This is a genomic window from Streptomyces sp. NPDC092296, from assembly GCF_044755465.1.
Classification (GTDB): domain Bacteria; phylum Actinomycetota; class Actinomycetes; order Streptomycetales; family Streptomycetaceae; genus Peterkaempfera.
The window spans coordinates 1,170,185-1,182,901 of sequence record NZ_JBIVRB010000001.1 but is presented as its reverse complement, the minus strand read 5'-3'; the positions used below and the strand labels follow the sequence as shown (position 1 = coordinate 1,182,901).

General features: G+C 71.7%; 11 protein-coding genes. 1 reads left to right on the top strand and 10 read right to left on the bottom strand.

The window, feature by feature from the left end:
* Positions 1 to 19: 19 nt before the first annotated feature.
* The 9 genes from ACIQGZ_RS05495 to ACIQGZ_RS05455 form a co-directional block, all read right to left on the bottom strand.
* Positions 20 to 391, bottom strand: coding sequence for a VOC family protein (locus tag ACIQGZ_RS05495; RefSeq protein ID WP_402599512.1), 372 nt, complete (start codon positions 389 to 391; stop codon positions 20 to 22).
* Positions 388 to 1,212 (bottom strand): fumarylacetoacetate hydrolase family protein, encoded by an 825-nt coding sequence (locus ACIQGZ_RS05490; RefSeq protein ID WP_402599511.1) that lies wholly within the window; start codon positions 1,210 to 1,212, stop codon positions 388 to 390. Before ACIQGZ_RS05490 ends, ACIQGZ_RS05495 begins: the two co-directional genes overlap by 4 nt.
* A gap of 6 nt (positions 1,213 to 1,218) precedes the next feature.
* Positions 1,219 to 2,667 carry an NAD-dependent succinate-semialdehyde dehydrogenase gene (locus ACIQGZ_RS05485; protein ID WP_402599510.1) on the bottom strand — a complete coding sequence of 483 codons (1,449 nt, stop codon included), beginning with the start codon at positions 2,665 to 2,667 and terminating at the stop codon, positions 1,219 to 1,221.
* A gap of 47 nt (positions 2,668 to 2,714) precedes the next feature.
* A complete protein-coding gene (locus tag ACIQGZ_RS05480; RefSeq protein WP_402599509.1) occupies positions 2,715 to 3,632 on the bottom strand; it encodes a VOC family protein in 918 nt (305 codons plus the stop codon).
* Positions 3,633 to 3,803: 171 nt separating this feature from the next.
* Complete coding sequence (locus ACIQGZ_RS05475; protein ID WP_402599508.1) at positions 3,804 to 4,715, bottom strand: LysR family transcriptional regulator; 912 nt, start codon at positions 4,713 to 4,715, stop codon at positions 3,804 to 3,806.
* Between the two features lie 163 nt (positions 4,716 to 4,878).
* The gene (locus ACIQGZ_RS05470; protein ID WP_402599507.1) at positions 4,879 to 5,829 is read right to left on the bottom strand and encodes a sugar ABC transporter substrate-binding protein; all 951 of its coding nucleotides are present in this window, start codon (positions 5,827 to 5,829) and stop codon (positions 4,879 to 4,881) included.
* 98 nt (positions 5,830 to 5,927) lie between these two features.
* On the bottom strand, positions 5,928 to 6,944 hold the full coding sequence (locus ACIQGZ_RS05465) for an ABC transporter permease (RefSeq protein WP_402599506.1): 1,017 nt from the start codon (positions 6,942 to 6,944) through the stop codon (positions 5,928 to 5,930).
* A complete protein-coding gene (locus ACIQGZ_RS05460; RefSeq protein WP_402599505.1) occupies positions 6,941 to 8,482 on the bottom strand; it encodes a sugar ABC transporter ATP-binding protein in 1,542 nt (513 codons plus the stop codon). The genes ACIQGZ_RS05465 and ACIQGZ_RS05460 overlap by 4 nt, the downstream gene beginning before the upstream one ends.
* Positions 8,483 to 8,520: 38 nt before the next feature.
* Entirely contained in the window at positions 8,521 to 9,084 is a 564-nt protein-coding gene (locus tag ACIQGZ_RS05455; RefSeq protein ID WP_402599993.1) for a carboxymuconolactone decarboxylase family protein, read from the bottom strand.
* A 229-nt stretch (positions 9,085 to 9,313) separates the two neighbouring features.
* On the opposite strand from ACIQGZ_RS05455, the gene ACIQGZ_RS05450 reads away from it, so the two are divergent.
* A complete protein-coding gene (locus ACIQGZ_RS05450; RefSeq protein ID WP_402599504.1) occupies positions 9,314 to 9,718 on the top strand; it encodes a cupin domain-containing protein in 405 nt (134 codons plus the stop codon).
* Positions 9,719 to 9,841: 123 nt separating this feature from the next.
* Here the strand turns inward: ACIQGZ_RS05450 and ACIQGZ_RS05445 are convergent, their stop codons facing one another.
* Positions 9,842 to 12,385, bottom strand: a complete 2,544-nt coding sequence (locus ACIQGZ_RS05445) for a SpoIIE family protein phosphatase (RefSeq protein ID WP_402599992.1) — start codon at positions 12,383 to 12,385, stop codon at positions 9,842 to 9,844.
* Positions 12,386 to 12,717: the final 332 nt, after the last annotated feature.

Here is a 12,717-nt window from a genome sequence, read left to right as displayed (position 1 = left end):
GGGCTCCCGTCGAGGGCGGTCAGTTGGGGCGCTTGCCGTGGAAGACCAGCTCGATCATGGTGTGGTCGGGGTCATGGATGTAGCAGAACTTCGACTGGTTCTCGGGGCGCTCGATCGGGCGGGTGTGGCGGATGCCCAGGTCCTTCAGGTGCGCGAGGAAGTCGTCCCAGTCGTCGACCTCGACGGCGAAGTGGTACGGGGCCATCCGCTCCATCTCCTCCACCGGGGTGAAGTGCAGATCGAAGTTGCCGCGCGTCATCAGCACCACGCGGGTGTTGGACTTGGGCATGATCCGCTTCATGCCGAAAACCTTGGCGTACCACTCGGCGGTCCGGTCGGGGTCGGTGGTGGGGAAGTTGACGTGGTGGATGTAGCGGGGTGCGCTGCTCATGGCTGCTGCCTTTCCGTGGTCTCTCCTCGGACGGGGTTGGACAGGACGCCGATGCCGCTGATCTCGACGTCCACGGTGTCCCCGGGCTCGATCTGGCAGGTGGACTCGGCCCCCATCCACAGCACGTCGCCCGGCCGCATGGTGATGTGCTTGGTGATCTCGACGATGTAGTCGAAGGGGTCGAAGACCATGTCGCCGGTGGGGAAGGACGCGCGGACCTCCCCGTTGACGCGCAGGGTGGTCGTCTGCGCCAGGGCGTCGACGTCCGTCTCCAGCCAGGGCCCCATGGGTTTGAAGGTGTCGCTGTTCTTGCTGCGCCAGAAGGTGCGGTCCTGGTGCTGCCAGCTGCGGGCGCTGACGTCGTTGCCGATCGTCCAGCCGAAGACGGCCGCGCGCGCCTCCTCGCGGGTGGCGTGCCGCAGGGTGCGGCCGATGACCGCGACCAGCTCCGGTTCCGCCTCGAACCGGCCCTGGACACCGGCCGGCCTGACGATCGGCGAGCCGTGCCCGGTCAGCGCGCTGTTGGCCCGGTAGCCGACCTCGGGGCGGTCCGGCAGCACGGCCGAGGCGTTGCCCAGCGCGGCGGCGTGCTGGATGTGCCGCCGGTAGTTCATGCCGACCGCGTAGAACACGGGCGGTACGACGACCGGCAGCCAGACGGCGGTGGCGCGCGGCACCACGCCGATGACGGTGGGACCGCAGGCGCCGGCCGGCCGGCGCTCGGCGGCCTCCAGGGGAGATTCGGACAGCAGCTCGATGTGCTGCTCGCCCACGCGGCCCCACACCGCGCAGCCGCCGACCGAGACGCGGGCGTACCGCATGGCGCCTCAGCCCGCCAGCAGGTGGGAGACGCGCTTGGTGACGAGGTAGGCGTCCAGGGCCTCGGGCCCGCCCTCCCTGCCGTACCCGCTCTCCTTCACCCCGCCGGAGGGGGCCTCGTGGACGGAGCCGCCGCAGTGGTTGAGGGAGAGGATGCCGGCCTCCAGCTCGGCCGCCAGGCGCTCGGCGGTGGCGGCGGACTCGGTGAAGCCGTACGCCGCCAGGCCGTACGGCAGCTCGTTGGCGGTGCGCAGCGCCGCGCCGAGGTCGCTGAACGCGCTGATCGGTGCCAGCGGCCCGAACGGCTCCTCCCGCATCAGGTCCGCGTCCGCCGGTACGCCGGTGAGGACGGTCGGCGCGAAGAAGTAGCCGGGGCGGTCCGGGCGCCCGCCGCCGGTGCGGACCACGGCACCACGGCTGACCGCGTCGGCGGTGAGCCGCAGCATGGCCTGGAGCCGGCGCTCGTTGGCCAGCGGCCCCATGGTCGTCCCCTCCGCCAGGCCGTCGCCGACGACGACCGCCTCGGCGGCCTTCACGAACTCGGCGGTGAAGTCCTCGACCAGGCTCTCGTGCACCAGGAACCGGCTGGGTGAGGTGCACACCTGCCCGGCGTTGGCGAACTTCGCCCGCGCGGCGCGGCGGGCGGCGGCGGCCGGGTCGGCGTCCGCGCACACGATCACCGGGGCGTGGCCGCCCAGCTCCATCAGGGAGGGCTTCATCACCTTCCCGGCCTCGGCGGCGAGCAGCTTGCCCACGGGCACCGAGCCGGTGAAGGCGATCAGCCGGGTGACCGGGGAGGCGATCAGGTGGGCGGAGACCTCGGCCGGCTCCCCGAACACCAGGTTCAGCGCTCCGGCCGGCAGCCCCGCGTCCACGAAGCAGGCCACCAGGGCGGCAGCGGTGGCGGGGGTCTCCTCCGACGCCTTGATGACGATGGAGCAGCCGGCCGAGAGCGCGGAGGAGATCTTGCGCATCGGGCCGCCCGCCGGGAAGTTCCACGGGACGAAGGCGGCGACCGGGCCGATGGGCTCCCGGCGTACGGACAGCACGGTGCCGGGCGCCGAGGGGATGATGCGGCCGTAGGCGCGGCGCGCGTCCTCGATGTGCCAGCGCAGGGTGTCCGCGACCCGGCGGGCCTCGCCGGTCGCCTCCGCCAGGGGCTTGCCCTGCTCCAGGGTCATGGTCCGGCCGATGTCGGCGGCGCGCTCGGTGAGCAGGTCGGCGGCGGCGTGCAGGATCGCGGTGCGCCTGGCCGGCGGGGTGCCGCGCCAGGTCCGGAAGCCCTCGGCGGCGGCGGCCAGGGCGCGGTCCAGGTCGGCGGTGGTGGCGAGCGGTACCTCTCCGATGACCTGCTCGGTGGCCGGGTTCACGATCGGGGCGGTGCGTCCGGTGCCGCCCCGGCACCACTGGCCGGCGATGTACATGCGGACGGCGGGGTAGCCGTGCTCGGTGGTCATGGTGTGCCCTCTCAGGCTGGCTGGCTGGTGGGGACGGGGGCGGGGCCTCAGGAGTCGGCGGCGCCCTGGTCGCGGTTGGTGCGCAGCGCCCAGATGTGGTGGGGCGGGGTGGTCCGGTGGACCCGGGTCTCGTGGCTGCCGTCGGTCCGGTCCATGTCCGCGGCGTACTCGACCCGGCCGCCGCAGGGGGCGTGCAGGAAGCGGAAGACGTTCGAACCGATGGTGTGGCGGCCGAGCTTGCGGGCCTCCCGCCACCCCTGGTCGATCATGTGGTTGCCGCCTTCCACGACATCGTCGAAGCCCGGCACCTCGTACGCGATGTGGTTGACGCCGGCCCGGTCGGGGCGGTGGCACAGCAGCATGGTGTGCTGGTCGTCGTCGCCCGGGGCCTGCATGAAGACGCCCATGGGCTCCACCACGTCGGTCGGCCGGAAGCCGAGGCGGTCCACGTAGAACGCGACGGCGTCCTCGCGGCCCTGCTGGGGGATGTTCAGGGCCACATGGCACATGCGCAGCGGCCGGACCCGGTCGATCGGCTCCAGGGCGGTGTTCCAGCGGTTGACGCTGCCCAGGGTGTTCACGGGCCTGGGGGTGACGGCTGCGGCCTTGGGCCGGGCGAGGGTCAGGCCGGCGCCGAAGCCGGTCTCGTCCACGGTGTGGTGGACTCCGTCGGCGCTCTCGCGGACCCGGCGGTCGCGGCCTGCCTCGCCCACCAGCCGCTGGAGTTCGCGCGGGGTGTCGACGCCCCACACCACCTCGCGCAGGGTCGGTCCTTCCTCCACCGGTGGCGGCAGCAGCGGGTCGGGCCGGGTGTCCAGTCGGAGGGTCTGCCCGGTGAGCGTCTCGAACACCGCGTGCTCGTCGGTCTTCTCCACCAGGAAGAGCCCGAAGTCGTCGAAGAACCGGACACATGTGCCGAGATCGTCGACGCCATAGGTGACCGATTCGATTCTCTGGATTCCCATGGATTCCTCGCTTGGTCGCGGACCAGGTCTGCGGTACTCGTTGCGGTCACCGGTTCCGGGTGATCGTAGATTTCCGGCCCGCTCGGCTTCAACGGCCTTGTCGCGCAGGTACTGCAAACATTGTCTGCACTCTCGGACGGCCGGCTCGGACACCGGGCGGGCACGGGCGCTTCACTGTCCGATGGCCGGGATGGGGTTGTTCGAGAACCAGCCGGTGAGGAAGTTGAGAAAGACTGTGACTTTCCTGGGAGTCGCCTGACCGGGTCCATAGATCGCAAAGAGTGGGCGGTCCGGTACGGCGAGTTCGGGCAGCAGGATCTGGAGTGCACCTGACACAAGGTCGTCATAGGCCGACCGCTGCGGCAGCAGCGCGAGGCCGCGGCCGTGCACGGCGGCTTTCTGCAACGCGATGTAGGAGTTGGACAGGAACGCCACATTGCGAATCTTGTGCAGGGTCGAGGCGTGCCCGTGTCCGATGCGCCACACCGGGTCGTTGACGTGGACGAGGCAATCGTGGTGCGCGAGGCCGTTCGGCTCGGTGAGCGGCCCATTGCGGTCCAGGTACTCCTTCGACGCGCACAGCACGAAGGGCAGCGAAGCGATCTTCTTGAGCCTGACGCTGGAGTCCCGCAGGTCACGCGTGTGGAAGGCGATGTCGAAGCCACTGTCCAGAAAGTCGTAGGTACGGTCCGACATGCCGCCGAGCTCAAAGCGGACCTGGATCTTGGGATGGGCGGCGGAAAAGGCGGCGATGGCGTCCCCGAGATCCAGGCTGCCTATCCACTTGGGGCATATGATGTTGAGCGTCCCCTCGGCCCGGTCGTGGAGCCGGGCGATTCCGGCGTCCTCCGCCTCGATTTCATCCAGAATGCGGGCAGCGAATTCCGCATACCGCAGGCCCGGTTCGGTGAGACTCACCGAACGGGCCGTGCGGTTGACCAGGCGGACACCGAGCTGCCTTTCCAACTCGGCGACGTGACGCGAAACCAGCGAGCCGGAGGAGCCCAGCTTCCTGGCAGCCCCGCTGAAGCTGCCGACCTGCGCGACAGTGACCAGGCTGTGCATGAGAAGCAAGCGATCCATGTTTCCTCCGGAAGCTTCCGCTCGCGCGAGGCCGAGAGCGGGGACGCGTGGGGGTTCGCGCACCGGAACGCCCCCGAGGCGACTGCGAGGGCATTCCGGTGCTATGGCGGACCTGCGGCTCGGACACGGTGAGGCGGGCACCGCCCGTCGGTGTGCCGATCCCCTACTCGGGGCAGTACTGGGGCGCCTCGCTCAGGTTGTCCTTGGTGACCAAGACAAGAGGAATCTCAGTGATCTTGTCAACCTTTTCCTCCTTGGCAAGCAGGCCGATCGTGCTTTTCACCGCGGTCTGCCCGATGGTCAGGGCCGAGTTGCTCACGGTGGCGGCGAGGCGGCCGTCCCGCACGGCGGCCAGACCGTCCTCGGTGCCGTTGACCGATACGATCTTGACCCCCTTGGCGCCGGCGGCGTCGAACGCCTTGCGCACGGCCAGCGCCATCTCCTCGTTGGCGACGAAGGCGTAGTCCAGGTCGGGGTGGGCCTGGATCATGTTCTCGGCGACGTCCTGCGCCTTGGCGGGGTTGAACATGCCGGGCTGGTTCGCCACCACCTTGGCGTTGGCGGGCAGGGCCTTGACGAAGCCGCCGACCAGCAGGTCGGAGGCGGCGCCCGGGGCTCCCGCGACCACGCCGACGCTGACCTCCGCACCGGCGGCGTCCTTCGCCACCCAGCCCGCGTCCAGGCCGCCGACCTTCTCCAGGTCGACCACGGCCGCTCCCAGCACCTCCGACATGTCGTCGGTGGCCACGGAGGTCAGATAGATCGGGATGCCGGCCTTCCTGGCCTTGGCGATATCGCCCTCCAGAGCGTCGGTGTTGACGGTCTGAACGATCAGTGCGTCCACATTCCGAGAGATCATGTCCTCGATGTTGGACAGCTCGGCCCCGGCGTCCTGCTTGGAGTTGGCCGAGTAGAGCGTGGCCCCTTCCGCCTTGGCCGTCTGCTCCACGGACTTGAGCAGACAGCTGTGGAAGTGGGTGTTGGCACCGTTGACGAATCCGAGGGTGACCGAGCCGTCGCCGGAGCCGGACTGCGAGCTGCAGCCGGAGAGGACCAGGGCGGCGCCGACGAACGACGCCGCTGCGGTGCGGCGGGTGCGGGCGATGGGCTTCATGGGAACGCCTTTCCTGTCATCTTCGGAAGAATGTGCGCATACGGAGCGTGTGGGGGTGGCGCCGAGGAGACCGTGGCGGCCCGGGGCCGCCGGCCGGCTCAGTGGCCCGGCGAGGACCTGCGCTGGAACTCATTGACGATGGCGGCGGCCAGCAGTACCGCGCCGGTGACGACGAACTGGTAGTAGCTGTTGACCTGGAGCAGGTTCAGCGCGTTGGCCACCACGCCGAGCAGCACCACACCGAGGATCGTGCCGGGGATGGTGCCGTGGCCGCCGGCCAGCGCGGTGCCGCCGATCACCACGGCGGCGACGGCGGTCAGCTGGAGTTGCAGCCCGCCGGTGTTGGGGGCGGCGGCGCCGAGCCGGGAGAGCAGCATCAGGCCCGCCAGGCCCGCGAGCGCGCCGGCGAGGGCGTACATGGTGAGCTTGCGCGCGGCGACATTGATGCCGCTCAGCCTGGCGACATGCTCATTGCCGCCCATCGCGAAGGCGTCACGGCCGAAGGTGGTGAAGCGCATGATGAGCCCGATCCCGGCGAGCACCAGCAGCGCCACGATCAGCAGATAGGGGATGCCGCCGAGACCGGAGTTGCCCAGCGCCGACATCCGGTCGCCGATGGAGACGCTCATACCGTTGAGGACGAGCAGGGCCACTCCGTCCAGCAGCATCGCGGAGGCGAGGGTGGCGACAAAGGGGGCGACCCTGGTGAAGGTCACCACCAGGCCGTTGACCAGTCCGATCGCGGTGGCGAGCAGCAGCGCGACGACCACGGTGACGACCGTGGAGTGGCCGGTCGACAGGAGTTTCGCGGCCACCGACAGGGTGACGGCCGCGTTGCTGCCCATCGAGAAGTCCAGGCCGCCGGCCGTCATCAGCAGCGTCAGCCCGGCCGCGATGACGGCCATCACGCTGGTCTGCCGCAGCACGTTGAGCAGGTTCTGCGAGCTGGTGAAGGAGTCGGCCTGGAGGGCGGTGAACAGCGAGACCAGGACGAGGACGATGATCAGACCGCCGTGCGGGACCCGCAGCAGCGCCTGCGGCGACAGGCGGGACGCGGTGCGCTCGGGCAGGTGGGCCACGCTGTCCGCGGAGGTGGAGGGGGTTTCGAGGCTCACTGCGGTTGACCTCCGAGGGCGGTGGCGACGAGTTCGTCGCGGGTGATGGCGGTGATGTCGTGTTCGGCGACCGTACGACCGGCGCTGACGACGACCACGCGGTCGGCCAGGCGCATGACCTCCTCCGCGGACGAGGAGGCGAGCAGTACGGCCACGCCGCGCGCCGCGAGATCGTCGAGCAGGGCGTGGATGTCGGCCATGGCCGCGACGTCGACGCCGTTGGTGGGGTCCTCCAGGAAGCAGGCGACCGGCTCGGTCTCCAGCCACTTGCCCAGCAGGACCTTCTGCTGGTTGCCCCCGGACAGCGCGCCCACCGGCGGATTGCCGGAGAGGGCGACCACGCCGTAGCTGCTGCGCAGCGGCGCCGCACGGCGGGCGAGTTCGCCCCGCCGGTGCAGCCGCCGGCGTGCGAAGCGGTCGCCGGCGAGCATCAGGTTCTCGTCCAGGGACATCCCGGCGACCAGCCCCAGCGCCCGGCGGTCGCCGGTGACGCAGCGCAGGCCGCTGGCGAGCGAGGCCCGGACCCGGCCGAAGGGGACGGGCCTGCCGCCGACGTGCAGTTCCCCGGCGCTCGGACGCCGCCGTCCGGAGAGCAGGTCGAACAGGCGCGACTGGGCGTCACCCGCCGGCCCGAGGACGGCGACGATCTCGCCCCGGCGCACCTCGACGGTGAAGTCCCGGACGGCCTGCCCGTGGCTCAGACCGCGTACGGCGAGGCCGGTCTCGTCCTTCGGGGCGGGGCGCTCGGGGCGCCGGGAGACCACTTCGCGGCCGACCATGCTGCGGACCAGGGCGGCGGGGTCCAGCTCGGCGGCCGGTGCGCTGCACACCACGGCCCCGTCCCGCAGCACGGTGAGACGGTCCGCGACGGCCATCACCTCGTCGATGTAGTGCGAGATGTAGACGACGGCGACGCCCTCGTCGCGCAGCCTCCGCACCAGTGACCGGATCTGGTCCGCCGCCTCCGCGCTCAGGCAGGCGGTCGGCTCGTCGAGGATGAGGACGCGGCCGCCGCGGCGCACCTCCCGCGCCACCTCCACCATGGTCTGCTCGGCCACGGTGAGGGAGCCCGCCGTCCGCTGCACGTCGATGTCGATGCCGAGGCCGGACAGCGCCTTCGCCGCCTCGGCCCTGACCGCCCGCCACCGCACGGCACCCCGCCGGTTCGGCAGATCGCCCAGCATGATGTTCTCGGCGACGGTCAGTCCCATGACGAGTTCGCGCCGCTGCGGCAGGCAGGAGATGCCGAGCCGGCGGGCCCTGCGGACGGTCAGCCTGGCCTGCGGCCGTCCGCCGACCTCGATGGTGCCCTCGTCGGGCTGGTGGACCCCGGAGAGGATCTGCACCAGGGTCGACTTGCCGGCCCCGTTCATGCCCATCAGTGCGTGGATCTCACCGGGGTACAGGTCGAGGGCCACTCCGCTCAGCGCGGCCGCCCCGCCGAAGCTCTTGCCGATGCCTCGTACGCGGACCACGGCCTCCGGTGCGCCACCGGCGGCACTGCCGACCGTGGAGGTGGCCGAAGCCCGTGGGGTCACAGCGATGCCTCTCTGCGGGCTCGGGTCGGTACGGGACGTCACGGCTGGAGCCGGTCGCCCTCGGGGACCACCCGCTCGAAGCCCCGGATGTCCGGGAACGGCGGCTCGCGGTCGGGCTGGAGGTCCACCTGGAAGGCGTTGAGGCACATGCCGAGCATGGTGAAGTTGCCAAGCGCGCCGATGGCGTCGACCAGCCCCTTGGCGCCGAAGTGCTCCAGCGCCCGAGCGAAGGTCTCGTCGGACACCAGGTGCTGCTCCAGGACCTCACGGCAGAACCGGTAGAACGCCTGGTCCGCCTCGTCCTCGAAGACCGCCTCGCGCTTCTCGGCGATGGCCTTGACGGCGGCCTCCGGGACGCCCGCCTCGATCGCCTGCCGCACATGCGCGTTCCAGGAGTACTGCGCGTCCCAGTTCCGGGCGGCCATCAGCAGGGTGAGTTCGCGCAGGTGCCTGGGCAGGCTGCAGTCGAAACGGGCGAAGGCGCCGAGGGACTCGGCGCGCTCGCACATCTCCGGGCTGTGCAGCCAGACCCGGAACGGGCCTCGGACGGCACCGCGGCGGCCGGCGATCCGGGCGGCCAGCTCCTGCTGGCGCGGATTCATTTCCTGCTCGCTGAGAACGGGGAGCCTCATCTGGCCGATACCTACCTTTTCTTCCCGGAGCGTTCGGGTGCGGGACGGACACCTGCGACGCGAGCGACGCTACAACCGGGTACGGGGATGCTCACCCCTCCCGGAGTGCAAGGTAAAGGTGCACGCCAGAGGGCAGCCATTCACCCGAACGCGGCCTAGCGTCGACCGGTGTACGACCGTGGAGTGGAGAGGAACCCGGATGACCACCATCGTCAAGGCAGCGTCGGTGCCCTTGCTCGACCGAGGCGGCTCCGTCGTGACGACACCGCTGATCACCACGCCGTCCGCAGGCGGGGAGAACCGGATCACCAGCGGGATGAGCGTCTACCCGGTCGGCTCCGGGGCGCCCCTGCACTCGCACAACTGCGACGAGCACGTCACGGTCCTCGAAGGCGAGGCGGAGGTGTGGGTGGACGGCGAGGTGACGAGGCTGGAGCAGTTCGACACCACCTACATCCCGTCCCCCATCCCGCATCTGTTCCGCAACGTCGGCGACCGCCCGCTGCGCATTCTGTGGGTGTACTCCTCGGGGCATGTCACCCGGACGTTCACCGAGACCGGCAAGACCGTGGAGCACCTCACCGCCGAGGACCAGATGGGGTGAGACGGCGGGCCGCCCCCGGCCCGGCCCCGGTCCCGTGCGGCAGCGCACGGCTCGCGAACAGCGCGGGCCGTGCGCTGCCGCACGGCGGGCGCCACCCGACCCGGCCGGAGGCGAACGGCCGGGTCAGGGGCGGGGCTGGGTCAGGGCGGGCAGCGCGAGCTCAAACCAGACGATCTTGCCCTTGGGGGTGCGGCGGCTGCCCCAGCGCTCGGCCAGCAGGCTGACCAGCTGGAGGCCGCGGCCGCCCTCGTCGGTCTCCTGGGCGCGGCGCTGCCGGGGCTGGGCGTAGCCGTCGTCCCAGACCTCGCAGACGACCGTGGTGTCACGCAGCAGCCGGAGCCGGATCTCGCCGCGGCCGTGCCGCAGGGCGTTGGTGACCAGCTCGCTGACCAGCAGCTCGGTGGTGTCGACCAAATCGTCCAGGCCACGGGCGAGCAGCCAGCCGATGGCCAGTTCGCGGGCCCGGGAGACGGAGGTGGGCTCCGGGGGGAGCTGCCAGTCGCCCACGGCGTCGTCCGGGAGGGCGTGGATGCGGGCCATCACCAGGGCGATGTCGTCCTCGCCGTGGTGCGGGTCCAGCTCGTCCAGGACGTGGTCGCAGACGTCCTCCAGGCTGTGCCGGTGGTTGGACAGCGCCCGGCGGAACGCCTGGAGGCCCTCCTCCAGCTGGTGCTTGCGGGACTCCACCAGCCCGTCGGTGTACAGGCCGAGCAGTGCGCCGTCCGGCAGCTCGACCTCGATCTCCTCGAAGATCTCGCCGCCGACGCCCAGCGGCAGCCCCGAGGGGACGTCCAGCATCAGCGCGTCCTCGTCGGGGGCCAGCAGCACCGGCGGCAGATGGCCGGCGTTGGCGATGGTGCAGCGCCGGTTCACCGCGTCGTAGACGGCGTACACACAAGTCGCGAGGTACACCTCGGCGCCGGCCGGTTCGGGGGTGGGCTCCGGCGGCGGGGTGCCGCGCTGCTGGGCCAGCAGCGGCTGGTGCTGCCCGAACAGCGACGGGCCGCTGCCCAGCGAGAGCCGGGAGGCGCCCGAGCCGTCGCCCAGGCCCCGGGCGATCTCGTCCAGCGCGGTGAGCACCTCGGCCGGGTCCAGGTCGAGCATGGCCAGGGTGCGGACGGCGGTGCGCAGCTGGCCCATGGCGACGGCGGCGCGCAGGCCGCGGCCCATCACGTCCCCGACCACCAGGGCGGTGCGGTTGCCGGGCAGCGGGATCACGTCGAACCAGTCGCCGCCGACCTCGGTGCCGCTGCTGCCGGGCAGGTAGCGGCAGGCGATCTCCAGCCCGCTGGCGGCGGGGTTGCCGGGCGGCAACAGGCTGCGCTGGAGCATCAGGGCGCGCTCGTGCTCGCGGCGGTACAGCCGGGCGTTGTCGATACAGACCGCCGCGCGGGCGACCAGCTCCCGGGCGATGGCGGTGTCACGCTGGTCGAAGGGCTCACTGCCCTTGGCGCGGGAGAGCTGGACCAGGCCGAGCACGGTGTTGCGGGCCACCATCGGGACCACCAGGGTGCTGCGCACCAGCGGGTCGGGGTGGCTGTCGGGGGTGACGCTGCGGCCGGTGCGCAGCGCCTTGGCGTGCGGGGAACCGGGCGGGTAGCAGAAGGTGCCGCCGACCCGGGCGGCGTCGGTGGCGCGCGGCAGGGCGCTGGAGACGGCGACCCGGCGCAGTTCGCCCGCGCCGTCGGCGGAGCCGGCCGGGCCGCCGGCCTCGATGGGGGCGGTGTCGCCGGCCAGCAGGGCCGAGTAGAGGTCGACGGTGGCGACGTCGCAGAACTGCGGGACGACCACGTCGAGCAGTTCCTTGGCGGTGGTCTCCAGGTCGAGGGTGGAACCGATGTGGGCGCTGGCCTCGTTGAGCAGGGCGAGGTTGCGGCGGACGCTGGCGGCCTCGCGTTCGGCGCGCTGACGACCGGTCACATCGGTGATCTGCCCGGCGACGCCCATCGGCCGGTCGCCCGCGCCGACCAGCCGATACAGCGAGATCGACCAGTGGCGCGGGACCTGCCGGGGCGGGGTGGCCCAGGTGAAGCGCATGTCGACGACCGCGTCGCCGCTCTCCAGCACCTGGGTGAGGGCGGCCAGCAGCCGGTCGGCCTCGGCGCGCGGGAAGAGGTCGTACGGGTGCCGGCCGTGCAGGTCGGCCTGGGCGAGGCCGACGCCGGTGGCGAAGGCGTCGTTGACGCGTTGCAGCCGCAGTTGCCGGTCGAAGAGGAAGAAGCCGGTGGGGGTCTGGCCGAAGACGGCCTCGGCGGCGGCCAGGTCGGTCTCGATCCGGCGCAGCTTGCGCAGGTCGACGGCGAGGCAGACGGCGCCGGTGGCGTCGCCCTCGCTGTGGGAGGGCATCAGGTAGACCTCGGCGACGCCCTCGCCGCCGGTGAGGTCCCGGTACGGGACGGTGCCGACCCACTCCTCGCCGGCCAGGATGCGTTCCAACCGGGCGCGGCCGTCCCGCCAGACCTCGCGGGGCAGGAAGGCGGTGACCGGGTCGGCGCCGACCGCGTCGGCCGCGTCGACGCCGAAGAACTCGGCGGCCCGGTCGCTCCACTGGCTGATCCGGCCGTCGGCGCCGATCGCGAACGCGGCCACCCTGATGTAGTCGTAGATGGTGCCCGGCCCGCCGTGGCCCCACTCTGCCGGGTCGGTGGCCCGGGTGGGGCGCGGCACCCGCGCTCCGGACCGCAGCCCCTCAACGTTCCGCACCGGCGCCCTCCCGCCCGCTCGCCCGCCGTGGGCGGGCTCCGTCCGCCCGGTCCGGCCCGGCAGCGAGCCGCTGCCCGTGCACGCGTTCCGCGCCGGCCTGTCGTTCAACGAACCGACTCCCCTTCACCGGGTCGGACTCCGCCGTCTCCCGCTCGGCCGGGGGCGGCCGTCCGGGTATCGAGACCACGAGTATTCATCATCACGGGCGCACGGCCCATGCCCTCAGTGTCACAACATCAAATCGGGCGAAGGATTTTGCTTTCGTACGCCGTCGCTCCGCCACCACCTGCTCATAC

What these genes read in the sequence shown, in the direction of transcription:
- ACIQGZ_RS05495 (WP_402599512.1), bottom strand. Translation starts at nt 391, where the DNA reads ATGAGCAGCGCACCCCGCTACATCCACCACGTCAACTTCCCCACCACC.
- ACIQGZ_RS05490 (WP_402599511.1), bottom strand. Translation starts at nt 1,212, where the DNA reads ATGCGGTACGCCCGCGTCTCGGTCGGCGGCTGCGCGGTGTGGGGCCGC.
- ACIQGZ_RS05485 (WP_402599510.1), bottom strand. Translation starts at nt 2,667, where the DNA reads ATGACCACCGAGCACGGCTACCCCGCCGTCCGCATGTACATCGCCGGC.
- ACIQGZ_RS05480 (WP_402599509.1), bottom strand. Translation starts at nt 3,632, where the DNA reads ATGGGAATCCAGAGAATCGAATCGGTCACCTATGGCGTCGACGATCTC.
- ACIQGZ_RS05475 (WP_402599508.1), bottom strand. Translation starts at nt 4,715, where the DNA reads ATGGATCGCTTGCTTCTCATGCACAGCCTGGTCACTGTCGCGCAGGTC.
- ACIQGZ_RS05470 (WP_402599507.1), bottom strand. Translation starts at nt 5,829, where the DNA reads ATGAAGCCCATCGCCCGCACCCGCCGCACCGCAGCGGCGTCGTTCGTC.
- ACIQGZ_RS05455 (WP_402599993.1), bottom strand. Translation starts at nt 9,084, where the DNA reads ATGAATCCGCGCCAGCAGGAGCTGGCCGCCCGGATCGCCGGCCGCCGC.
- ACIQGZ_RS05450 (WP_402599504.1), top strand. Translation starts at nt 9,314, where the DNA reads ATGACCACCATCGTCAAGGCAGCGTCGGTGCCCTTGCTCGACCGAGGC.